The 23,340-nt window shown below is 62.0% G+C and carries 23 protein-coding genes; 16 read left to right on the forward strand and 7 right to left on the reverse strand.

Annotation, left to right across the window (positions count from 1 at the left end; translation table 11 throughout):
- Position 1: 1 nt before the first annotated feature.
- The 11 genes from ACP7DE_RS14835 (at position 2) to ACP7DE_RS14885 (ending at position 9,679) form a co-directional block, all read left to right on the forward strand.
- Entirely contained in the window at positions 2–1,207 is a 1,206-nt protein-coding gene (locus tag ACP7DE_RS14835) for a type II secretion system F family protein (RefSeq protein ID WP_426072813.1), read from the forward strand.
- Positions 1,204–2,910, forward strand: a complete 1,707-nt coding sequence (locus ACP7DE_RS14840) for a GspE/PulE family protein (protein WP_426072814.1) — start codon at positions 1,204–1,206, stop codon at positions 2,908–2,910. Before ACP7DE_RS14835 ends, ACP7DE_RS14840 begins: the two co-directional genes overlap by 4 nt.
- Positions 2,911–2,923: 13 nt before the next feature.
- Positions 2,924–3,736: a hypothetical protein gene (locus tag ACP7DE_RS14845; RefSeq protein WP_426072815.1), complete on the forward strand. Its 813-nt coding sequence runs from the start codon at positions 2,924–2,926 to the stop codon at positions 3,734–3,736.
- Entirely contained in the window at positions 3,733–4,281 is a 549-nt protein-coding gene (locus ACP7DE_RS14850) for a hypothetical protein (RefSeq protein WP_426072816.1), read from the forward strand. The genes ACP7DE_RS14845 and ACP7DE_RS14850 overlap by 4 nt, the downstream gene beginning before the upstream one ends.
- The gene (locus tag ACP7DE_RS14855; RefSeq protein ID WP_426072817.1) at positions 4,278–4,853 is read left to right on the forward strand and encodes a hypothetical protein; all 576 of its coding nucleotides are present in this window, start codon (positions 4,278–4,280) and stop codon (positions 4,851–4,853) included. Before ACP7DE_RS14850 ends, ACP7DE_RS14855 begins: the two co-directional genes overlap by 4 nt.
- Positions 4,850–5,371, forward strand: a complete 522-nt coding sequence (locus tag ACP7DE_RS14860; RefSeq protein ID WP_426072818.1) for a hypothetical protein — start codon at positions 4,850–4,852, stop codon at positions 5,369–5,371. The genes ACP7DE_RS14855 and ACP7DE_RS14860 overlap by 4 nt, the downstream gene beginning before the upstream one ends.
- On the forward strand, positions 5,371–7,401 hold the full coding sequence (locus tag ACP7DE_RS14865) for a secretin N-terminal domain-containing protein (RefSeq protein WP_426072860.1): 2,031 nt from the start codon (positions 5,371–5,373) through the stop codon (positions 7,399–7,401). Before ACP7DE_RS14860 ends, ACP7DE_RS14865 begins: the two co-directional genes overlap by 1 nt.
- Complete coding sequence (locus ACP7DE_RS14870) at positions 7,398–7,889, forward strand: type II secretion system protein (RefSeq protein ID WP_426072819.1); 492 nt, start codon at positions 7,398–7,400, stop codon at positions 7,887–7,889. The genes ACP7DE_RS14865 and ACP7DE_RS14870 overlap by 4 nt, the downstream gene beginning before the upstream one ends.
- Before the next feature lie 3 nt (positions 7,890–7,892).
- Positions 7,893–8,285: a type II secretion system protein gene (locus tag ACP7DE_RS14875; protein ID WP_426072820.1), complete on the forward strand. Its 393-nt coding sequence runs from the start codon at positions 7,893–7,895 to the stop codon at positions 8,283–8,285.
- A gap of 5 nt (positions 8,286–8,290) precedes the next feature.
- A complete protein-coding gene (locus ACP7DE_RS14880) occupies positions 8,291–8,956 on the forward strand; it encodes a type II secretion system protein (protein ID WP_426072821.1) in 666 nt (221 codons plus the stop codon).
- A gap of 225 nt (positions 8,957–9,181) precedes the next feature.
- Complete coding sequence (locus tag ACP7DE_RS14885; protein ID WP_426072822.1) at positions 9,182–9,679, forward strand: FxDxF family PEP-CTERM protein; 498 nt, start codon at positions 9,182–9,184, stop codon at positions 9,677–9,679.
- A 99-nt stretch (positions 9,680–9,778) separates the two neighbouring features.
- Here ACP7DE_RS14885 and murJ read toward each other — a convergent pair whose 3' ends face one another.
- A complete protein-coding gene (murJ, locus tag ACP7DE_RS14890; protein ID WP_426072823.1) occupies positions 9,779–11,326 on the reverse strand; it encodes a murein biosynthesis integral membrane protein MurJ in 1,548 nt (515 codons plus the stop codon).
- A gap of 297 nt (positions 11,327–11,623) precedes the next feature.
- Between murJ and rpsT the strand changes: the two genes are divergently transcribed.
- Entirely contained in the window at positions 11,624–11,890 is a 267-nt protein-coding gene (rpsT, locus tag ACP7DE_RS14895; RefSeq protein WP_010395935.1) for a 30S ribosomal protein S20, read from the forward strand.
- Positions 11,891–12,065: 175 nt separating this feature from the next.
- On the opposite strand, the gene ACP7DE_RS14900 is transcribed toward rpsT, so the two are convergent.
- The 3 genes from ACP7DE_RS14900 to ACP7DE_RS14910 form a co-directional block, all read right to left on the reverse strand.
- Positions 12,066–12,518 (reverse strand): DUF192 domain-containing protein, encoded by a 453-nt coding sequence (locus tag ACP7DE_RS14900; protein WP_426072824.1) that lies wholly within the window; start codon positions 12,516–12,518, stop codon positions 12,066–12,068.
- Positions 12,519–12,646: 128 nt separating this feature from the next.
- Entirely contained in the window at positions 12,647–12,871 is a 225-nt protein-coding gene (locus ACP7DE_RS14905; RefSeq protein ID WP_426072825.1) for a hypothetical protein, read from the reverse strand.
- A 108-nt stretch (positions 12,872–12,979) separates the two neighbouring features.
- Complete coding sequence (locus tag ACP7DE_RS14910) at positions 12,980–13,543, reverse strand: pseudouridine synthase (protein WP_426072826.1); 564 nt, start codon at positions 13,541–13,543, stop codon at positions 12,980–12,982.
- Positions 13,544–13,853: 310 nt separating this feature from the next.
- Between ACP7DE_RS14910 and icd the strand changes: the two genes are divergently transcribed.
- Positions 13,854–15,107, forward strand: coding sequence for an NADP-dependent isocitrate dehydrogenase (icd, locus tag ACP7DE_RS14915; RefSeq protein ID WP_426072827.1), 1,254 nt, complete (start codon positions 13,854–13,856; stop codon positions 15,105–15,107).
- A gap of 91 nt (positions 15,108–15,198) precedes the next feature.
- Here the strand turns inward: icd and cspE are convergent, their stop codons facing one another.
- Complete coding sequence (gene cspE / locus ACP7DE_RS14920; protein WP_010395943.1) at positions 15,199–15,402, reverse strand: transcription antiterminator/RNA stability regulator CspE; 204 nt, start codon at positions 15,400–15,402, stop codon at positions 15,199–15,201.
- Between the two features lie 321 nt (positions 15,403–15,723).
- On the opposite strand from cspE, the gene clpS reads away from it, so the two are divergent.
- From clpS to ACP7DE_RS14935, 3 genes are all read left to right on the forward strand, one after another.
- Positions 15,724–16,026: an ATP-dependent Clp protease adapter ClpS gene (gene clpS / locus ACP7DE_RS14925; protein ID WP_034751577.1), complete on the forward strand. Its 303-nt coding sequence runs from the start codon at positions 15,724–15,726 to the stop codon at positions 16,024–16,026.
- The gene (gene clpA / locus ACP7DE_RS14930; protein ID WP_426072828.1) at positions 16,023–18,323 is read left to right on the forward strand and encodes an ATP-dependent Clp protease ATP-binding subunit ClpA; all 2,301 of its coding nucleotides are present in this window, start codon (positions 16,023–16,025) and stop codon (positions 18,321–18,323) included. Before clpS ends, clpA begins: the two co-directional genes overlap by 4 nt.
- 176 nt (positions 18,324–18,499) lie before the next feature.
- Positions 18,500–21,862, forward strand: coding sequence for a S41 family peptidase (locus ACP7DE_RS14935; protein ID WP_426072829.1), 3,363 nt, complete (start codon positions 18,500–18,502; stop codon positions 21,860–21,862).
- Between the two features lie 5 nt (positions 21,863–21,867).
- On the opposite strand, the gene ACP7DE_RS14940 is transcribed toward ACP7DE_RS14935, so the two are convergent.
- Both ACP7DE_RS14940 and ACP7DE_RS14945 read right to left on the reverse strand, forming a co-directional pair.
- On the reverse strand, positions 21,868–22,284 hold the full coding sequence (locus ACP7DE_RS14940) for a LytR/AlgR family response regulator transcription factor (protein ID WP_426072830.1): 417 nt from the start codon (positions 22,282–22,284) through the stop codon (positions 21,868–21,870).
- Positions 22,285–22,374: 90 nt separating this feature from the next.
- On the reverse strand, positions 22,375–23,337 hold the full coding sequence (locus ACP7DE_RS14945; protein WP_426072831.1) for a phytanoyl-CoA dioxygenase family protein: 963 nt from the start codon (positions 23,335–23,337) through the stop codon (positions 22,375–22,377).
- Positions 23,338–23,340: the final 3 nt, after the last annotated feature.

A 23,340-nucleotide genomic window follows, 5' to 3' on the forward strand; every position in this document is an offset into this window, starting at 1 on the left:
CATGCAGTTTGAAGTACGCGCGCTTTCCACGGACCAGGCAGTCACTACCTTGCAGACGTGCGTGATCGACGGCCGCGACGAAGCCGACGCGCGGCGCCAGGCCGAGGCGCGCGGCTTGTTCGTCAGCGCCATCCGTCCATTGCGCGCCACGCCGTTCAGCGCTGCCGGGCGCCAGCGCGCGCGGGCGCTGCCCCTGCTGCTGTTCAGCCAGGAATTGCTGGCGCTATTGCAAGCGGGCCTGGGCATCGTCGAAGCGCTGGAAGCCTTGCTGGAAAAGGAAGCGTCGCCAGCCACGCGCAGCGTGCTCACGCGCCTGCTGGAAGGCTTGCGTGAAGGCAAGCGCTTTTCCGCCGTGCTGGCAGAGCAGGCCGAACTGTTTCCTCCTTTGTACATCGGCATCGTCAAGGCGGCCGAGGGCACCAGCGACTTGCCGCGCGCGCTGTCGCGCTACATCGACTACCAGCAGCGCATCGATACGGTGCGTGGCAAAATCGTCAGCGCCGCCATCTACCCCACCATCCTGCTGGCCGTGGGCGGCGGTGTCAGCGCCTTCCTGATCAGTTACGTGGTACCCCGTTTCGCCGAGGTCTACCAGGGCGCCGGGCGTAACTTGCCATGGATGTCGCAAGTCATGCTCAGCTGGGGCCAGTTCGTCACGCAGCACGGTGTGCTGCTGTTGCTCGGGCTGCTTATCACGGGCAGCGTTGTATTGACGGCCGTGCGGCGCGTGCTGCGCCATGGCGGCGTGGCGCGCCTGCTGGCGAAACTGCCCGGCATCGGCGAACGCGCGCGCATCTATGAACTGTCGCGCCTGTACCTGACCCTGGGCATGCTGGCCGAGGGCGGCATCACCATTGTGCAAGCCATTACCACCGTGCAGGCGATGGTCTCGCCGGGCATGCAGACGTCCTTGCAGGGGGCGCGCGGCGCCATCGAGTCGGGCCAGCCCCTGTCGTCGGCGTTCGAACAGCACCAGTTGACCACGCCGATTTCCCTGCGCATGCTGCGCGTGGGCGAGCGCACGGGCGACATGGGGCCCATGCTGACGCAGTCGGCCGCCTTTTACGACGGCGAAATCAGCCGCTGGATCGACCGTTTTACGCGTACTTTCGAACCCTTGCTGATGGCTGCCATTGGCCTGGTCGTAGGCGCCATCGTGATCCTGCTGTACATGCCCATCTTTGACCTTGCCGGCGATATTTCATGATGCCCATTACTGCCGAATCCACCGTGGCCAGCGTGGCCATCGACGCTGCGCTGCTGCAGCGCGCGCGCGCCCTGAGCCGGCAATCGAAGCGCAGCCTGGTCGAGGAATTGCAGCAATTGAGCGGCATCGAAGCGCGCGCCGTGGTGCGCGAGCTGGCGCGCCCGTTCGGCCTGGGCGTGCTGGAAACGGCCGACATGCTGGCGTTGTCTCCCGCCTTCGACCTGCTGCCGCTGTCGCAGGCGCTGGCGCGCCACTGCGTGCTGCTGCGCGCCAGCGACGGCCAGCTGGCGGGCGTGATCGCCGACCCGTTCGACCTCGATCTGCAAACCTGGCTGGGCGCGCGCGCGGGGCAGGGTGGTTTGTGCATCCGCCTGGCGCTACAGTCTGACATCGCCGCCTACCTGTCGAAGCAGGAAGAATCGGCGCGCGCCGTCGACAGCCTGCTGCCCGGCGCCGCCAGTGACGCGCGGCGCGATGGCAAGACGGCCGCCGTGCTGTCGTTCGCCAGCGTGTCGGAAGCGGCCAGCCCCGCCGTCAAGCTGGTCAACTCGACCTTATATGACGCGCTGAAGGCGGGCGCCTCGGACATCCACCTGGAAAGCACGGCTGGCGGCCTGGCCGTCAAGTACCGCGTCGACGGCGTGCTCGATCACGCCACGTCCGTCAACGGCATCGAAGTGGCCGAGCACATTATCTCGCGCCTGAAAGTACTGGCCGAACTCGATATCGCCGAGCGCCGCGTGCCGCAGGATGGCAGCTTCCGCGTCGAGTCGGGCGGGCGCGAAATCGATTTGCGCGTCTCCATCATGCCCAGCATCCATGGCGAGGACGCCGTCATCCGCATCCTCGACAAGCGCGCCATGATCGAGGCATACGGCGCCTTGACCCTGGAAGCGCTGGGCTTTGACGCGCCATCGCTGCATGCCTTGCGCGCGCTGGCGCAGGAAGCCTATGGCATGCTGCTCGTCACCGGTCCCACGGGGTCGGGCAAGACCACGACCTTGTACGCGGCGCTGACAGAAATCCACAACGGGCGCGAAAAGATCATCACCATCGAAGATCCAGTCGAATACCAGCTGCCCGGCATCCTGCAGATACCCGTGAATGAAAAGAAGGGCCTGACGTTTGCCAAGGGATTGCGCTCGATCTTGCGCCACGACCCCGACAAGATCATGGTGGGCGAAATCCGCGACCGCGAGACGGCGGAAATCGCCGTGCAGTCGGCCCTCACGGGGCATTTGGTGCTCACCACCGTGCATGCGAATAATGTCTTTGACGTGTTCGGCCGCTTCACGCACATGGGCATCGATCCGTATGCGTTCGTCTCGGCCCTGAACGGCATCTGGGCACAGCGGCTGATCCGCACCAACTGCCCCCATTGCGCCACCGAATACACGCCCGACGATCTGGAGCTGGCCAGCGTGGGCCTGGCGCGCGCCGAGGTGGCAGGCTATGAATTCAAGCAGGGCAAGGGCTGCGGCGACTGCCGCGGTACCGGCTACAAGGGGCGTCGCTCGATCGCCGAGATTCTCGTGCTGACCGATGAAATCCGAGAACTGATCGTCGATAAAAAACCGATCCGCCAGATCAAGGCGGCAGCGTATGCGAACGGCACGCGCAGCCTGCGCCTGGCGGCGCTGGAACTGGTCAAGCGGGGCGCCACCACCATCACGGAAATCAAGAGGGTCACCCTGCATGCGTAGAGGTTTTGCGAAGTTGAGTTTGGGACATGGACTACGCCTGGGCGTGGCGGCGGGCACAGTGAGCCTGTGGCGTAGCAGCCGCTGGCGCGCGCCCGCCTGGACCTTGCTGGGTGAAGCCGCGTATGTGCCGGACGACATGCTGCATGGCGACTTCGCTGTCCTGGGACAGGCATTGGAACAGCTGCTGCCGGTGGATGAATACGCCGGCTGGCCCCTGTCCGTGGTGCTCGACGATGGCTTGGCACGCCTGTGGCAGGTGGACATGCCGCAAGGCGCCGCGCGACTGGCCGATATCGAGGCCGCCGCCGCGCTACGCTTCCAGTCGCTGTATGGCGATGCGCCAGGCCTGTGGCACAGCAGCAGTGCCTGGGATGCGCGCACACCGTTCTTTTGCGCCGTGCCCCGTGCACTGCTGGCGCAGCTGACGCGCGTGGCGGCCGCACGCAAGCTGGCCCTGATTTTCATTACGCCGCAATTCACGCGCCACTGGAACCGCTGGCACGGTGCGTTGAAACCGGGCGCCTGGTTTGGCCAGTTTCAGGAGAACGTCTTGACCTTGGGCGTGCGGCAGGATGGTTATTTACGCGCCGTGCGCGCGCTGCCCGTGCCCCCAGACGCCAGCCATGGCTGGCTGGTGCAGACGTTGGCGCGCGAGGCGCTGCTGCACGGTGTGGAAGCTCCAGGCTTGCTGCAACTGTGCGGCGCGGCGCCAGCGGGCTGGCTGGCGCCGGCGAAAGAGTTCAACTGCCAGATTTTCGCGATGCCGTACGGGGAAGGCGCCTTGTCGCCAGCCGCCCGGCTGGCCCGCAGCGGAGGCGTGGCATGACGCGCCTGGATATCGATTTCGCGCCACCAGGCTGGCGCCGCAGCCTGCACCGCGTGCCCGCGTGGGCGTGGTGTATCGGCGCGCTGGGCGTGGGGCTGACTGTCACGGCGGTGTACAGTGGCAACGCCGCGCTGCAGCGCCAGCAGGCAAACGAGGCACGCTGGCAACTGGCGCAGCAGCGTGTGATGGTCGCCACGCAGGGACCGGCGCTTGTACCGCAAGCGCCCATCGCGCCGGCGCAGGCGGCGGCCGTGAATGCGGCCATCCTGCAATTGAACTTGCCGTGGCGCGACGTGCAGGATGCGCTGGCCAGCGCCACGCCGCCCGGCATCGCGCTGCTGGCACTGGAACCGGATGCGCGCAAGCGCGTGCTGAAGATCACGGCCGAGACGACCGGCAGCGACGCCATGGTGGCCTACATCGCGCAATTGAAACAGCAGGAGCTGTTCGGCACCAGGGTGCAGCTGCTGCGTCATGAAATCAATGCGCTCGATCCGAACAAACCCTTGCGCTTCCAGCTCGAAGCGCGCTGGGGCACGCCATGATGGCCATCGACCTCTCGATCGTGCGTCTGCGCGCGCAACTGCTGTTGCGCCGCCTGGGCGCGCCCGCCTGCCTGGCCGTGGCCTTGCTCGCGCTGGGCATGGGCGCCTGGGCCTGGGCGTGGCAGCAGCGCGCCGTGGCGGCGCAGCTGGAAGCGCGGCCCTTGCCGCAGCCATCGCTGGCCGTGGCGGCCTCGGTGCCGCCGGCGACGGCCAGCGAGAACCTGGCGCGCTTTTATGCCACCCTGGGACAGCAGCGCCACGCGGAACAGCAAGTCAAGCAGCTGTTCGACTTGGCCGCGAAAAACGGTTTGCTGCTGGCGCAAGGCGATTACAAGAGCGGTTATGACAAGGCCAGCCGCGTGGCCACCTGGCAGGTGACCTTGCCGCTGAAGGGCAGTTATGCGGCCGTGTGGCAGTTCGCGCTGCAAGCGCTGCGCGCCGCGCCCTTCGCCTCGCTCGATGAACTGAGTTTTCGCCGCGAGCAGATCGCCGATACGGAACTCGAAGCGCGCTTGCGCCTGACGTTTTATTTGACCGATGCGTTGCCTGACAGCGCGGGAGAGGCGCCATGACCCCGCGCCATTGGCTCATGCTGGCCGGCGTGCTGGGCGCGGGCGCCTTGCTGCTGTTCGGTGAGCGCCAGCCCGTGGCCGAGGTGGCCGAAGCGGTCGAGCGGGCCGTCGCGCCGGCGCGCCATGCGTCCGCCAGGCCGCCAGCCGCGCAGCCGGCCATTCTGGCCCTGCTGCCGCGCAGTGAAGTGGCGGGCGAGGAGGGCGAGACCTTTGGCGGCGCCGGTGGCGTTTTTCAGAGCCAGAACTGGACCCCGCCGCCACCGAAAATGGTGGTGACCGCCGCGCCGCCACCACCGGCGCCGATGGCGCCGCCGCTGCCCTTCGTCTACCTGGGCAAGGCAGCCGCCGACGGCGCCTGGGAAGTGTTTTTGTCGCGCGCCGACAAGACGTATATCGTGCGCGCCAATACCGTCATCGATGGCGCCTACAAGGTTGTGACGATCGCGCCGCCCGTCATGACGCTCACTTATCTGCCGTTGAACCAGGTTCAACAGCTCAACATTGGAGTACTCGAGTGATGTCTCGTTCTTTTTCATCGGCGCCGTTGCTGGTACTGCTGGTGCTGCTGGCCGGCTGCGCCGGGCAGCAAGCCTACCGCGACGGGCGCGAGCTGATTGCGCAAGATAACATCCCGGCCGGCCTGCAAAAGCTGCAGGAAGCGCTGCAGCAAGACCCCGGCAACGCGCAATACCGCAGTGCCTACCTGCAGGCGCGCGAACGGGCCACGGGCAGCCGGCTGCAGCAGGCCGAGCGCCAGGCACAGGCGGGGCAGGGCGACCTGGCGCGCGCGGGCTTTTTGAGCGTGCTGGAAATCGATGCACAGAACGAGCGGGCCAACAGCGGCTTGCGCGCGCTCGAACGTGAGCAGCGCCAGGGGAAATTGCTGGCTGATGCACGCACGGCGTTGGAGGCAAAACAATACGACCCGGCGCGCCAGCGCCTGAACGCTATCCTCACCGAGCAGCCGAACCATGCGGGCGCGCGCGCGCTGCTGCGCGACGTCGATGAAAAGACGGCGCCGCCTATCGTCGAATCGGGCCTGGCCAGGTCGTACAAGCAGCCGATCACCATCGAATTTCGCGACGCGCCTTTAAAACAAGTGTTCGAACTGATTGCGCGCCGCTCCGGTCTTAATTTCGTCTTCGACAAGGATGTCAAGGCCGATGCGAAAACCTCGATCTTCCTGAAAAACAGCACGGTGGAATCGGCCGTCTACTTCCTGCTGGTGACGAACCAGCTGGAGCAGCAGGTGATGGATGCGAACACGATTTTGATTTATCCGAACGTGGCGGCGAAATTGAAGGAATACCAGGAAGTGCTGGTGAAAACCTTCTTCCTGGCGAACGCGGACGCCAAGCAGGTGGCCAACACGCTCAAGACTATTTTGAAGACGCGCGACGTGGTGGCCGATGAAAAGCTCAACCTGGTCATCGTGCGCGACACGCCCGAGGCGATCCGCCTGGCCGAGCGCCTGATCGCGCTGCAGGATGTGCCCGAGGCGGAAGTGGTGCTGGAGTTGGAAATCCTCGAAGTCAAGCGCAGCCGTCTGCTGGAACTGGGCGTGGCCTGGCCAACGAGCCTGACCCTGACGCCGCTTTCCACCTCGGGCGGGATAGGCTTGACCATCAATGACTTGAATAAGCTGAACCAGCGCAGCATCGGCGTGAGCGACCTGTCCGTGACGGCGAATGTCAACAAGAAGGATGGCGACGCGAACATCCTGGCCAACCCGCGCATCCGTGTGCGCAACCGGGAAAAGGCGAAGTTCGTCATCGGCGACAGGGTGCCGGTGGTGACCACCACCATTTCACCGGGGACGGGCGGCTTTGCTTCCGAATCCGTCAGCTACCTGGACGTGGGCTTGACGGTGAACGCCGAGCCGACCATCTATTTGAATAATGAAGTGGGCATCCGCATCTCGCTCGAAGTGAGCAACCTGGGCGCGGCCACCATTACCAGGAGCGGCTCGACCCTGTACCAGATCGGCACGCGCCAGGCGTCGACCATGCTGCAATTGAAGGATGGCGAAAACCAGGTGCTGGCGGGCCTGATCAACAATGAAGAGCGCAGCTCGGGCAACAAGGTGCCTGGCCTGGGCGACATACCCGTGCTGGGACGCCTGTTCGGCAGCAGCAAGGACGACAGCCAGAAGACGGAAATCGTGCTGTCGATTACGCCGCACCTGGTGCGCACGGTGCAGCGCCCGGAAGCGAAGGAGTCGGAATTTTCGGCCGGAACGGAAGGCAGCTTCCGCCGCCGTCCCGACATGGCGGCCAAGGCGCCCACGCAGATGCCGGGCACGCTGATCGTGCGTTCCGGCCCGTCCGCCGTCGGCATGCAGCCGGCGCCCGCGCAGCCGCTGATGGCGCCCGGCCAGGTGCCATCGACCTTGCCGCAGACATTGCCGCAGACGGTGCCCGCGCCGGAAGTATTGCCGTCGCCCGAGCCGGCCGCGTCGCCTTTGCCAATATCGTCCGACCAGCCCGTGCCGCTGCAGGCGGCGCCCTTGCCGCTGTCGTCGGGCCAGCCGGTGCCGGTCGCCAAATGAGACTGGCGTGTGCGCAGGGTGGGCAGGGCGGCTTCACCCTGATCGAGGTGCTGGTGACCCTGGCCATCCTGGGCGTGCTGGCCACCTTGGTGATCCCTGTTACGCAGGTGACGGTGCAGCGGCGCCAGGAGCAGGAATTGCGGCGCGCGCTGCGCGAGATCCGCCAGGGGCTCGACGCCTATAAACGCGCTGGCGACGAGGGCCGCATCCTGCGTGCGCCCGACGCCAGCGGTTACCCGAAAAGCCTGGAACTGCTGGTCGAGGGCGTGTCGGACCAGCGCAACCCGAAGCGCAGCAAGCTGTTTTTCCTGCGCCGCGTGCCGCGCGACCCGTTCAACGCGGACGCGGGCCTGAGCGATGCGCAAACCTGGGGCAAGCGCAGCTACGCCAGCGAAGCGGCCGCGCCGCGCGAGGGCGACGATGTGTACGACGTGTATTGCACATCCGGCAAGACCGGCTTGAACAACGTGCCTTATCGTCTATGGTGAACCATGCCCGCTGAAATCCTTCCTGCCCGTAGGCACGGCTTTACCCTGATCGAATTGCTGGTGGTGCTCGGTATCGTGGCGCTGCTGCTGACCCTGGCCGTGCCCCGTTACTTTCCCAGTCTCGACAAGGCGAAGGAAACTGTGCTGGCGGACAACTTGCGCAACCTGCGCGCCACCATCGATCAGTTTCATGGCGATACGGGCCGTTATCCCGATACTTTGGAGCAATTGGTAGAAAAAAAATACTTGCGCGCCATGCCCATCGATCCCATCACGGACAGCGATGCCAGCTGGGTCATCGTGCCACCGCCCGACGATACGCCGGGCCAGGTGTATGACGTGAAAAGCGGCGCGCCCGGCAAGGACCGCGCCGGCACGCCGTTCGCCGACTGGTAGCTGCCGTGCACTGTTCTGCATGCCGCCAGCGCGGTTTTACTTACCTGGGCCTGATCATCCTGGTGGCCATCCTGGGCCTCGTGGGGGCGGCTGGCCTGAAGATGGGCTCGCTGCTGCAGCGCCAGGCGGTCGAACAGGAGTTGCTCGACATCGGTGCGCAGTTTGCCGATGCGCTGCAGAGCTACGCGGGTGCCACGCCTGCCGGCCAGCCGCAGCAGCCGCCGAATCTGGCCGCCTTGCTGCGCGATCCCCGCTTTCCGCAGGTGCGCCGCCATCTGCGCAAGCTGTATGTCGACCCCATCACGGGACGCGCCGAGTGGGGCTTGCTGTACCAGCCCGGCACTAACGGCATCATTGGTGTCCACAGCCTGTCAAAGGCAGAGCCATTAAAAATTGGCAATTTCGATGTGCGGTTTGCCGGCTTCGAAGGCAAGGCCCATTTTTCGGAGTGGCACTTCATGGTCGATGCACAAGTGCAAGCCACCCTAGCTGCGGCGGATTCAGCCATGCCGGCGGGCGAGGCGTTTGCCATCGCACCCGCCTTGCCGGAGTCACCGTTGTTTTTCAAGCCTATTGCCTCACCGCAAGAAGAGCTGCCGCCAGAGCCTGTTGACCTGCTTGAACCTCATAATTCTTCGGATAGCCCGGCCGAGCCGGCGATTTCACCGTAAAGCGGAGTAAAAACAGATCAATGCACGAGTAACTATTTTCACCAAGAAAGTCATAGGTACTGGCAAATATTTCACTATGAAAATACTTGTATTAAATGAAACTTCGATAAAATATTTATAAGTAATTCAATGCATTTATGCTACCATCCTTATCAGTACTTCCGGTACTAAAACTATTGGTGGCCTGCGCATTGCAGCCATAAATTACTTTTTAAGGAATAAGCTATGAAATTGAAATTTATCGCTGCAGGCATTCTGGCAGCAGCATCGTTCAGCGCGTCGGCGGCAACCTACGACCTGGGTATCCTGGACCCGACCGGTTCCGACACCCTGTCGGCTTTCACGACCAAGTTCGCCATCAATTCGCAGATCAATGATTCGTGGACTTTCCAGTTGCTGGCCCCATCGTCGACCTCGTTTGGTGCATTGCAAACGTTCTCCGTTGCTAACGGCGCGATCAAGGATTTCGCCGCTACCCTGGTCGGCTATGGCAGCTTGGACAAGAGCACGGCTAGCGGCATCCAGAATCTGAGCTGGGCAGGTCAATTGGCTGCAGGTAACTACACGGTGCAAGTCTCGGGCCTGACCCTGGTAAAAAATGTGCAGTACGTAGGCACGGTTTCGGCCCTGCCAGTACCAGAACCAGAAACCTACGGCATGCTGTTGGGTGGCCTGGCGCTGGTTGGTGCCGTGGCACGCCGCCGCGCCAAGAAAGCTGACTAAGCTTTCGCCGCAGTGAAAAAAACCCGCCTCGGCGGGTTTTTTTTCGTCTGGCTCATGTGCGCAAGGCGTGACGCTGGCAACACCGTCCCGCGCATGTGCTTAGGCGTGGCGCTTGAAGTCACGGAAGCGGAAGCCAACGAGCAATAGCGTGGCAAAGTACGCCACGCCGCACAGGCTCACCACCAGGGCCAGCGCACCGGCCCGCAACAGCGGATGTGCTTGCATGGCGATCCAGTCGATGCGCACGGCGCCAACATACGCCACGCAGCCCATCACGATGAGTGCTGGCAGCAGGCGCAGGAAGAACTTGGCCCAGCCCGGTTTCGGCTGGTAGATGCCGCGCTTGCGCAAGCCCCAGTACAGGAAGCTGGCGTTCAGGCAAGCGCCCACGCCGATCGACAGGGCCAGGCCGGCCACGGCGATGTAGGGCACGAACAACAAATTCATCAGCTGTGTGGCGATCAGCACGCCGATGGCGATTTTCACGGGCGTGCGGATGTCCTGGCGCGCATAGAACGCGGGCGCCAGGGTTTTCACCAAGATAATGCCGATCAGACCCAGGCTGTAGGCCACCAGCGGCTGCGTCGACATGGTCACGGATTCGGCTGTAAACTTGCCGTAGTGAAAGAGCGTGGCGATCAGTGGCGTGGCCAGGGTCGCCATGCCGACAGCGGCGGGCAGTGCCAACAGGAAAGTCAGGCGCAAGCCCCAGTCCAGCAGGGCCGAGTATTCCGTCTTGTCGCCATCCACATTCGCCTTCGACAGGCTGGGCAGCAAAATGGTGCCCAGGGCCACGCCCAGCATGGCGGTCGGGAACTCCATCAGGCGGTCCGCATACGACAGCCAGGAAATGCTGCCTTCGGCCAGGCGCGACGCGATGCTGGTGTTGATCATCAGACTGATCTGGGCTGCCGAGACGGCGAAGACGGCCGGTCCCATCTTTTTCAGCACGCGGCGCACGCCGCCGTCGGACAGGCCGATGGCGGGATTGAGCGACAGGCGCGGCAGCATGCCGATCTTGATCAGGGCGGGAATCTGGATGGCCACTTGCAGCAAGCCGCCGGTGAACACGGCAATGGCCATGGCGTAGATCGGCTGTTTCAAGTGCGGCGCGAGGAACAGCGAGGCGGCGATGAATGACAAATTGAGCAACACTGGCGTAAACGCGGGAATCTTGAATTCGCGCCATGTATTTAAAATGCCGCCGGCCAAGGCCACGAAAGACATGCAGGTAATATAAGGGAACATCAGCCGTGTCATCCACACGGCCGCATCAAAAGCGCCGGCATCTTTGGTCAGACCCGTGGCGATGGCGTACACGAACCACGGCGCGCCGACGATGCCGATGGCGGAGACCAGCAAGGTGGCCCAGACCAGGGTGGTGGCCACATGGTCGGCCAATTGTTTGCTGGCTTCCTGTCCATGCTGGTTCTTGTATTCCGACAAGATCGGCACGAAGGCTTGCGAGAACGCGCCCTCGGCAAACAGGCGGCGCAACAGGTTCGGGATGCGGAAGGCAACAATGAAGGCGTCCGTGTAGGCGCCGGCGCCAAAGGCGCGCGCGAACAGGCTTTCGCGCAATAATCCGGTTACACGGGACAGCATGGTCATGCTGGAGATGGCGGCAAGGGTTTTAAGCAAGTTCATGGGGGCAGATTATAGCCGGGCATGGCCCTGGAAACCGCTTAAAATATGGTAACAATCGCTGTTGATTCACCGTTGCCAGGCCCATTTTCAGGTGTTTTTGGCGTCACACACGGTTTTTTGATTTGCCCCCGCTTGAAAATATCGCTATAATCGAAGGCTGTACAGAATTCTGTTACGCAGACACTAATGTTTGACAGGCACTGGTTTGGCACACATGGTTCGGCAGACGCACAGAACGCACCGGTTGGCAAACACTAATGTTTGCAAACGCACTTTGACCCTGTTTTAGGAAATTCCATGGCAAATACCGCACAAGCGCGCAAACGCGCTCGTCAAGCAGTTAAGCAAAACGCACACAATTCGTCCCAACGTTCGACCTTGCGCACGGCTATCAAAGCTGCTCGCAAAGCGATCCAAGGTGGCGACAAGGCAGCTGCTGCTGCAATCTTCCAAGCATCCGTGTCGACCATCGACCGTATCGCTGACAAGAAGATCATCCACAAAAACAAGGCAGCTCGCCATAAGAGCCGTCTGGCAGCTGCTTTGAAAGCACTGTCCGCTTAATATTCGCCAGCAGGCAAGCCACCAAGGTGGCCTTGCCTGTGCCGGTACGCTGGCACTGGTTGAAAAGCAAAAACCCGCAGATTCGTTCTGGCGGGTTTTTTCGCGTGCGCGCGTACTTTTCATGGCCATCTTCGGCTGCGTTTTCCGGCAGCGGCCCGCTGCCGGCCGCCACAGCTTAGCGCAAGGCGGGCAAATTGCCGATGTTCATACCCGGTTTGATATTCTTTTGCTTGAACCAGCCCAGGTTCATTTCCAGCGCATAGCGCACGGGCACGGTCTTCGTGGAGCAATGGCTGTCGAGCGTGTGCGCTTGCATGTCTTCGATATTGACGATCTTGCCGCCGGCATCGATAAAGGCCACCGACAGGGGGAGCGGCGTATTTTTCATCCACATGCATTGCGTCGACGGGTTGCCAAAGACGAACAGCATGCCCGCATTCATCGGCATCTTTTCGCGGTACATCAAGCCTTGTTCGCGTTGCTCTTGCGTGGCGGCGATTTCCGCCTGGATCAAATGCATGCCGGCCGAGAGCTGCAAGCTCTTGCCTGGCGATGTTTGCGCGAGCGCAATGCTGGCGCAAGCCATCAGGGCGATGGACAGGCTGAGATGGCGAAGGGAAGTTTTCATGGAGCGGGACGGTGGCTGCGAAGCGGCGATTAAGCCATGCAGGCAGCCGCCCGGTCAAGCCTGCTGCTTGGCCGCGCCGAAAGCGTGGGGTTACAGCAACATAGTTGTTGTAACCCCGGGGACAACGTTTATTTCACGGGCTTGCCTGCTTCAGATGCTGGCTGCTTCGACTTGCGCGCCTGGGGAATCAGGCGCGGCGCATCGGTCGCGGCCGAGGCATGGCTGGTTGCCGATGCGGGGGGCGGTTTGACGGCATCGGTCGCTGCGGAAGCATGTACCTTGGCACCCGATTGCGCCAATGCGGCGCCGGCAAGCAGGGAGGCGGCCAGCGTCAGTATTACTTTTATCATCATCTTTCCTTTTCCGTCATGTTAAGGTGGGATGATTTTAATGCATTATCTAAAAATAAATAGTGCTTACTGGCAAAATTTTAGTGCAGACGCCATCTTTTCTTGGCCTGCTCACGCTTTTCCAATGTTCTCGGCCGGCACTTCGCACCACTCGCCAGGCAGCAGCGGGTGGCTGGCCAGCGAGAACGGACCGATGGCGCTGCGCACCAGGCGCAGGGTCGGCAGGCCGACGGCAGCCGTCATGCGCCGCACTTGCCGGTTTTTTCCTTCTTTCAAGGTGATCGCCAGCCACGAGGTCGGTTTGTCGGCGCGCGCGCGGATGGGCGGGTTGCGGGGCCATAGCCAGTCCGGCTCGGCGATGCGCACGGCCTTGCATGGCTTGGTGACGAAGTCGCCCAGGTCCAGCGGCGCCTGCAGGCGCGCCAGGCTGGCCGCGTCGGGCACGCCATCGACCTGCACCAGGTAGGTTTTCGCTTCCTTGCGGTCGGGGTGGCTGATCTCGTGTTGCAGGCGGCCGTCGTCGGTCAGCAGCAGCAAGCCTTCGCTGTCGGCGTCGAGCCGACCGGCCGGGTAGATGCCGGGAATGGTCAAATGATCAGCCAGGGTGAGGCGGCCGTCCTGCGGCGAAAATTGGCACAAGACCTGGAATGGTTTATTGAAGAGAATGAGTGGCATGCTGATAAATGAATTGATGCAAACGATGGTGGCCGCTGGTTGGCGCCGCAAATGCGTGGCGCCCTGTGAGATACTGGTGCATAATGTGAAACGATAGTCTTATGTCTTATAGAAGACTTGGTGCCAGCGTGGCGATACGCTTCTTTGGCGCTGCATTCTGCATTGCGATGCAGATGGCCCGGGTGTTCTTTCCCTGCTAAAGTGCGTTGTTGCCGCCATGTTCGGACTTGTTTTTGTAAACTCTGCAACCGCAGAGCGCGTCGCCGGCCTGTGTTGCCCGCCAGCGGTGTGTCCCACTTCGGAGATCACGATGTATCAACATATCACTGTACCTGCTGACGGCCAAAAAATCACCGTCAACGCTGATTTTTCGCTGAATGTACCAGATAATCCTATCGTTCCCTTCATTGAAGGCGATGGCACGGGCATCGATATCAGCCCGGTCATGATCAAGGTGATCGACGCTGCCGTGGCCAAGGCTTATGGCGGCGCGCGCAAGATTAGCTGGATGGAAATCTATGCGGGTGAAAAATCGACGAATGTGTACGGCCCCGATGTGTGGCTGCCGGAAGAAACGTTGGCCGTACTGAAAGATTACGTCGTCTCCATCAAGGGCCCGCTGACCACGCCCGTCGGCGGCGGCATCCGCTCGCTGAACGTGGCGCTGCGCCAGCAGCTGGACCTGTATGTCTGCCTGCGTCCCGTGCGCTACTTCACGGGCGTGCCGTCGCCCGTGAAAGAGCCGGAAAAGACCGACATGGTGATTTTCCGTGAAAACTCGGAAGACATCTACGCCGGCATCGAATACCAGCAAGGCTCGCCCGAAGCCAAGAAATTGATGGATTTCCTGATCAATGAAATGGGTGTAACCAAGATCCGCTTCCCGGCCACCTCGGGCCTGGGCATCAAGCCCGTGTCCATCGAAGGCACCGAGCGCTTGGTGCGCAAGGCCATCCAGTACGCGATCGACAATGACAAGCCATCCGTGACGATCGTGCACAAAGGCAACATCATGAAGTACACGGAAGGCGGCTTCCGCGACTGGGCGTATGCGCTGGCGCAAAAGGAATTCGGCGCCGAACTGATCGATGGCGGTCCTTGGTGCAAGTTCAAGAATCCAAAGACGGGCCGCGACATTATCGTCAAGGATTCCATCGCTGACGCGTTCCTACAACAAATCCTGCTGCGTCCGGCCGAATACAGCGTCATCGCCACCTTGAATTTGAACGGCGATTACATTTCCGATGCGCTGGCGGCGCAAGTGGGCGGCATCGGCATCGCACCGGGCGCCAACCTGTCCGACTCCGTCGCCATGTTCGAGGCGACGCACGGCACGGCACCGAAGTATGCGGGCAAGGATTACGTGAACCCCGGTTCCTTGATCCTGTCGGCGGAAATGATGCTGCGCCACATGGGCTGGCTGGAAGCGGCCGACCTGGTCATTTCATCGATGCAGAAATCGATTGCCTCGAAGCGCGTCACCTACGATTTCGCCCGCCTGATGGAGGGCGCGACGCAAGTGTCGTGCTCCGGTTTCGGCGAGGTAATGATCGAGCACATGTAACACGAGGGGCAGGGCAGGGTCAGCGCACCCTGCGGACGAAAAAAAACCCCGTTTGACAACGGGGTTTTTCACATCTGAGGGCCGGCGATGCTTAGGCTGCTTGGATGTTGGAAGCTTGCTTGCCTTTAGGGCCTTGCGTGACTTCGAATTGAACTTTTTGACCTTCTTTGAGGGTCTTGAAACCGTTCATGTTGATTGCGGAGAAGTGAGCAAACAAATCTTCGCCGCCGTCATCTGGAGTGATGAAGCCAAAACCTTTGGAATCATTGAACCACTTAACTGTACCTGTTGCCATAAAAAGAACTTTCAAAATTAAAACAAATCACACGAGCCATAAAAGCAAGAAGCTTCTTGCCCCCTCCTCGACGTCTCACTTCTTATCAAGCTGTACATTACTGCAACAGTCGATACAGCATTGTTGGCGGAATAAATAATGAAGTCAAGCGCTTTTCCATCGATATTGCCAAATTCTTCACGGCAACCAAAAAAGCAACTCTTGATTTTGACAGCAAGGTCGCCATCTGCGCACTATTAAGAAAACGCGTAAGATTGAAAACAATTGGAAAGGCGTAGATATTGCGCATGACAACCACTGTGAAAGCATTAGAATAAGCGTATGGCAACCAAGCACGACACAGAAACCCTGCTGGAGCGGCAGGTACTGAAGCCGCCACCGCTCTACCAGGTAGCCTTGCTCAATGACGACTACACGCCTATGGAATTTGTGGTGGCCATCATTCAGGAGTATTTCAACAAGGACCGTGAAACGGCGACGCAAATCATGCTCAGTGTTCATCGCTACGGCAAAGGAGTGTGCGGCGTGTTCTCTAAAGATATAGCGTGTACCAAAGTGGAGTTCGTTTTAACGCATGCGCGCAAGGCGGGGCATCCCCTGCAGTGCGTGATGGAGGAAGTATGATTGCGCAGGAATTAGAAGTAAGTTTGCACATGGCGTTTGTCGAAGCTCGGCAGGCACGGCATGAATTCATCACGGTTGAGCATTTACTGCTGGCACTGCTGGACAATCCCTCCGCTGCCGAGGTGTTGCGTGCCTGCGCGGTCAATATTGAGGACCTGCGCAAGACCCTCACCAATTTCATCGGCGATAACACGCCGACCGTGCCTGGCACGGGCGAAGTCGACACCCAGCCGACGCTTGGTTTCCAGCGCGTGATCCAGCGCGCCATCATGCATGTCCAGTCCGCCTCGAATGGCAAGAAGGAAGTCACGGGCGCCAACGTGCTTGTGGCCATCTTCGGCGAAAAGGATTCGCATGCTGTTTACTACCTGCACCAGCAGGGCGTAACGCGCCTGGACGTGGTTAATTTCATTTCGCACGGCGTGCGCAAGGACCAGTCGACGGAAAGCGCGAAAGCCTCCGAAGGCGTGGAAGAAGCGCCCGTCGATGGTCAGCCGAAGGAAAGCCCGCTCGACCAGTTCACGCAAAACCTGAACAAGGCCGCTGCCGAAGGCAAGATCGACCCCTTGATCGGCCGCGAGGAAGAAGTCGACCGCGTGATCCAGATCCTGTGTCGCCGCCGCAAGAACAATCCGCTGCTGGTCGGTGAGGCGGGCGTCGGCAAGACGGCCATCGCCGAAGGCCTCGCTTACCGCATCACGCAAAGCGATGTGCCGGAAATCCTGCAAAATGCCGTCGTGTATTCGCTGGACATGGGCGCCTTGCTGGCCGGGACCAAATACCGCGGTGACTTCGAACAGCGCCTGAAAGCCGTGCTGAAGCAATTGAAAGACAATCCGAACGGCATCCTGTTCATCGACGAGATCCACACCATCATCGGTGCAGGCTCGGCCTCGGGCGGCACCCTCGATGCCTCGAACCTGCTGAAACCGGCATTGGCCAACGGCCAGTTGAAGTGCATCGGCGCGACCACATACACGGAATTCCGCGGCGTGTTTGAGAAAGATCATGCCTTGAGCCGCCGTTTCCAGAAAGTGGACGTCAACGAGCCGACCGTCGAGCAGACCATACAGATCCTGCGCGGCTTGAAATCGCGCTTCGAAGAGCACCATGGCGTGAAATACTCGGCCTCGGCCCTGACGACGGCAGCCGAACTGGCGGCGCGCTTCATCAACGACCGCCATCTGCCCGACAAGGCGATCGATGTCATCGATGAAGCGGGCGCGGCGCAGCGCATCTTGCCGAAGTCGAAGCAAAAGAAAACCATCGGCAAGGCCGAGATCGAGGACATCATTGCCAAGATCGCGCGTATTCCGCCGCAAACGGTCAACCAGGATGACCGCAGCAAGCTGCAAACCATCGACCGCGACTTGCGTAATGTGGTATTCGGGCAAGATCCTGCCATCGATGCGCTGGCCTCGGCCATCAAGATGGCGCGCGCGGGCTTGGGCAAGACGGACAAGCCGATCGGCTCTTTCCTGTTCTCCGGTCCGACGGGCGTGGGCAAGACCGAGGTGGCCAAGCAACTGGCCTTCATCCTCGGCATCGAGCTGATCCGTTTCGATATGTCGGAATACATGGAACGCCACGCGGTCAGCCGTTTAATCGGCGCGCCACCGGGCTACGTTGGTTTCGACCAGGGCGGCTTGCTGACGGAAGCGATCACCAAGAAGCCGCATGCGGTCTTGCTGCTCGACGAAATTGAAAAAGCCCATCCGGACATTTTCAATATCCTGCTGCAAGTGATGGACCATGGCACCTTGACGGACAACAATGGCCGCAAAGCCGATTTCCGTAACGTGATCATCATCATGACCACGAATGCGGGCGCGGAAAGCTTGCAGAAAGCCTCGATCGGTTTCACCAATTCCAAGCAGGCAGGCGACGAGATGGCCGACATCAAGCGCATGTTCACGCCGGAATTCCGCAACCGCATCGACGCGACCATCAGCTTCCGCGCGCTGGACCAGGAAATCATCCTGCGCGTGGTCGACAAGTTCCTGATGCAGCTGGAAGAACAGTTGCACGAGAAAAAAGTCGAAGCCGTGTTTACCGAGAAGCTGCGTGCTTTCCTCGGCAAGAAAGGATTCGATCCGCTGATGGGCGCGCGGCCGATGGCGCGTTTGATCCAGGATCTGATCCGCAAGGCCTTGGCCGACGAGCTGCTGTTCGGCCGCCTGGTCACCGGCGGACGGGTCACGGTCGACCTCGACGACAAGGACCAGGTCTTGCTGGAATTCCCGGAACCGCCCGACGCGGCGCCGACGGCTGCACCGGAAACGGTGGAAGTGGAGTAAGTCCTCCGGCGCCACGCGCGATCAACAACCCGCACCACGCAAGTGGCGCGGGTTTTTTTACGTTTTTGTGGGCAATAAAGAAGGTTTTCTTTGGTCGTGGTTATGCCAGAATTGCTGTCCGGTATCGACATGATGTCCATGCCACCCATCGCCCTGATCGCTCTCTGGATGCTCACATGAAAATTTCCCGCCATCTTACCTTGCTTCTGTTGTCCGCCGGTCTGCTCGGCAACGCCGCCGCTGCCTCCGCTCCTGCTGGCAGTTATTTCCGTTTTCCCGCCATACGCGGCGACACCGTCGTGTTCACGGCCGAAGGCGATTTGTGGAAAAGCAGCGTGCGCGGTGGCGCGGCACAGCGTTTGACCACGCATCCCGGCTATGAAACGAACGCGGCGATTTCCCGTGACGGCCTGTGGCTGGCGTTTTCCGCCGCCTACGAAGGCGCGCAGGAAGCCTATGTGATGCCGCTGGCCGGTGGCTTGCCGCGCCGTATTTCGTATGACAATGGCGGCGTGCTGGTGCTGGGCTGGACGGCGCAGGGCGAGGTGCTGATCAGCACGCAAAATACGGATGGCCCCGCCTCGCGCCGCATCGTCGCCGCCATCGATCCCGTGAAGCAGGCGCGGCGCGTGTTTCCCGTGGCCGACGCCAACGACGCCGTGCTCGACGACGCGGGCAAGACGCTGTTCTTCACGCGTTTCGGCCTGGCCATGACCAACGACAATGTGCGCAACTACCGGGGCGGCGCGCATGCCACCCTGTGGCGCTATGAACTGGACGGCAAGGGCGAGGCCGTGCGCATGCACACGGAGGCTGCCGTGTTGGCGGGCAACAACAAGCGCCCCATGTGGTGGCAGGGCCGCGTGGTGTACATCAGCGACGAAGGCGGCAGCGACAATCTGTGGAGCATGTTGCCCGACGGCTCCGACCGCCGCGCATTGACCAGCCACACGCAGTGGGACGTGCGCAACGCCGCGCTGGGCGATGGCAAGGTGGTCTACCAGTTGGGCGCCGATTTGCACCTGCTGGACTTGAACGGCCCGACAATGGGCGCCTCGCAGCCGCTGGCCATCAGCCTCGTGTCCGACTTCGACCAGCAGCGTGCGCGCCAGATACGCTCGCCGCTCGATACCTTGAGCAATGTCCAGTTGTCGGGCAAGGATGAGCGCATCATCCTGACGGCGCGGGGCAGGGTCAGCATCGCCGGCACGGGCAGCTTGCGCCGCGTCGATATCGCCATTCCCGAAGGGACGCGGGCGCGTGATGCCGTCTTTTCCAGCGACGAGAAATCCGTGTTCGCCATCGTCGACACGAGCGGCGAAAATGAAATCTGGAAGTATGCCGCCGATGGTTCGGGCAAGGGCGAGCAGCTGACGACGCAGGGCGACAACCACCGCTGGAAACTGTACCCGTCGCCGGACGGATGCTGGCTGGCGCACACGGACAAGAAGGGCCGTTTCTGGCTGCTGGACTTGGCAACCAAGGGCAACCAACTGATCGACGACGCGGGCAAGGCGGGCGTGGACAAGCACGACGAAGTGCAATGGTCGCCCGACAGCCGCAATCTGGCCATCGTGCGCGTGGCCAGCAACGAGCAGCGTGAGCAGATCGGCTTGTACAACCTTGCGTCGAAGCAGTTGCAATTCGTCACCAGCGACCGCTATACGTCCGGCTCGCCCGTGTTTTCGCCCGACGGGCGCTGGCTGTATTTCATGTCGGCGCGTAATTTCCAGTTGGCCAACGGGTCGCCGTGGGGCGACCGCAACATGGGGCCTGTGTTCGACAAGCGCATCGGCGTGTATGCGCTGGCGCTGCAGCCGGGTAACCGTTTCCCGTTCCAGCCCGACGATGAGCTGAGCCGCCCTGGCGTCAAACCGGCCGAAACGGAAGATGAAAAGGCGGCCGAACTGGCGGCCGAAAAAGCGCTGGAGAAAGCCGGCGGCAAGACGGTAGTAAAAAAGGCGCCAGCCGCCTTGCCTGCCACCGTCAGCCAGGGCCTGGCCGAGCGCCTGTATGAAGTGCCGCTGGCGGCGGGCAACTACAGCGCGCTGGCCGTCGACGACAAGCGACTGTATTTCCTCGAGCGTGACAGTGGCGAAAACAAGTCCAGCCTGAAGACCCTGGCCATCGGCAATACCGGCTCCAAGCCGGAACTACTGGTGGCCAATGTGCGCGAATTCGACCTGGCGACGGATAAAAAGCATTTGTACTACAGGACAGCAGCAGCTACCGGCCCGGGCGAGATGCTGGTGATCGAGGCAGGCGCCAAGCTGCCGGCCGACCTGTCGAAGGCCAAAGTCAAAGTCGATGACTGGACTTTTGTCTCGAATCCGCGTCTGGAATGGAAGCAGATGTTCAACGATGCCTGGCGTTTGCACCGAGATTTCCTGTACGACGCGAAGATGCGCGGCGTGAACTGGAAGGCGGCGCGCGACAAATATGCGCCGTTGGTCGAACGGGTCACGGATCGGGCCGAGCTCAATGACGTGCTGGGCATGATGGTGGCCGAAGTGGGCGCCCTGCATTCGCAGATCCGTCCCGGCGAATTGCGCCGCACGGAGCAGGAAGGCACGCCGGCCGGCCTCGGTGCCGTGCTGGCGCGTACCAGCGACGGTTACCAGGTCGAGCATGTCTACCGCAGCGAAGCGGAATTGCCCTCGGCGCGGGCACCCCTGTCGCGCCCCGACGTGGATGTGAAGGCGGGCGACATGATCACGGCTGTCAATGGCAAGGACGTGCTGGCCGCGCGCGATATCAGCGACCTGCTGCTGAACCAGGCCGACAAGCAGGTGCTGCTGCAGGTCAAGCGGGGCAAGGGCAAAGGAGGCGCGTCGCGCGCCGTCATCGTCACGCCCGTCAACATGGCGAAACAGACGGCGTTGCGTTATGGCGACTGGGAACTGAGCCGCGCCGAGCAGGTGGCGGCCGCCTCGCAGGGGCGCATCGGCTACCTGCACCTGCGCGCCATGGGGCCCAATGACATCGCCTCGTTCGCGCGCGATTTTTACGCCAACATCAACCGCGAAGGCTTGATCATCGACGTGCGGCGCAATAACGGCGGCAATATCGACAGCTGGATCATCGAAAAACTGCTGCGCAAGGCCTGGGCTTACTGGGCGCCGCCGGGCGTGCAGCCGTCGTCGAACATGCAGAACACCTTTCGCGGCCACCTGGTGGTGCTGGTCGATGAACTCACGTATTCGGATGGCGAGACCTTCGCCGCCGGCATCAAGGCCCTGGGCCTGGCGCCGCTGGTGGGCAAGCGCACGGCCGGCGCCGGTGTCTGGCTCAGCGACAATACGCGCCTGGCCGACAATGGCATGGCGCGCGTGGCGGAAAACGGCCAGTTCGGCATCGATGGCCAGTGGCTGATCGAGGGCGTGGGCGTGGTGCCGGACGTGGAGGTGGAAAATCCGCCGCACGCCACCTTCAATGGCGCCGACCGCCAGCTGGAGGTGGCGCTCGATATGCTGGCGAAAAAGCTCAAGGAGCAGCCGCGCCCCGCGTTCCAGGCGCAGCCGATCCCCGCGCTGAAATAGTCCCCTTAAAGGCCGCAGGCGGCCTTGAACTGCTGCGCGCGGCGGCGCGACACTTCGACCACGCTGCCGTCCAGCAGGTGCAGGTCGAGGCCATCGGCGGCATTCGGCGCCACTTGCGCCACCTGCGCCAGGTTGACGATCTGGCGCCGGTTGGCACACAAGAACAGGGCGGGATCAAGCTTTTCTTCCAGCTGGTTCAGGCTGCGCAGCATCAGCGGCTGCTGCGCGCCGAAATGCGCGCGCGTGCCTTCCGATTCCAACAGGCGGATATCGTCAAACGCCACAAACCAGCAGCGTTTCACATCCTTGATGAAGACTTTTCCCGTGACGTCGACCGTGAATGGCGCGGGCGCGGCGGCCCGGCTGGCGCCCGCCAGCAGCACGGTGGTGAGCAAGATCAATGTTTGCAGTGTTCGTTTCATGGGGTACGCCTCCTTGACGACCATGCTAGCGGCGCAGGCGGGCGGCCGCCAGTGCTGCGGGATGAGCGTCGTCAGGGCGGGATGAGTGGTTCAGATCCACGTATCCTGATCCTGCAGGTGGTCGGGAAGGTAGGTCAGGTACTGCACCATGCGCGGCGCCGGGCCGCGGTTGGGCGTGGCGCAATGGGGCAGGGCCTGGTGCCAGATGATGAAATCACCGGCCATGCCGTCGACGGGCACGGGCCGCAAGTCTTCGATGGCCCATTCGCGCGGCTGGCGCCCCGGCGGCACTTGCCGCAGCCAGTCGGCGATGTGCCGCTGGAAGCCGGGCACGCAGTGAAAGGCGCCATGCTGCGCCGGACAGTCGCTCAGGTACAGCATGCCTTGCAGCTTGAAGGGAATCGGCTGTTGCAGGCTGACATCCCAGTGCAGGGCGCTGCCAGGGAAACGGTGCTGCGGCGTTTCCGGCGGATTGAAGCTCACCTTGTCGATGCTGGCGTAGATGCCGGTGCTTGTGCTTGTGCTTGTGCCGGTGCCGGTGCTTGTGCTTGTGCGGTATAGCTGCTGGTAGGCGTGGCGTATGTGCGCGCTGTAGCGGTTTTCCTCAAGGGCCGGATGGTCGGAAAATTGCAGCATCAGGCCCCGCTTGCCCGGGTGCGGCTGGTACCACGATGCCGCATCATCGGGGCTGGCGCCCAGATAGTCCCAGATGGCAGTCCGGGCAGCGGCGCACTGCGCGCGCGGCACGGTGGCGCGCAGCACCAGATAGCCATGTTCCTCGAAATGGCGCAGCTCGGCGGCGGACAGCACATCCTGGTGGGGACTGGCGGCGTGCGCCGGGCGTGGGCGCGTGCGCGCGGCGATCCAGTCCGTGTAGGCTTGCAGGGTCGGCCGTTGCTGATACAGGAAGTGCAGCGCGTCGTCCATCGAAATGCCGCGCGCGTACAGGGCTTTGATGTCCTGGTGGTCGCGCGCCAGTCCGCTGGTGCCGGCAGCGCCGCCGTGTCCCGTACAGCGTTGCCATAAATCGTGCAGGTGAGGCCAGTCGTCCATGGT

Source organism: Janthinobacterium sp. DSP2-3-3, assembly GCF_049897325.1.
Taxonomy (GTDB): Bacteria; Pseudomonadota; Gammaproteobacteria; order Burkholderiales; family Burkholderiaceae_D; genus Janthinobacterium.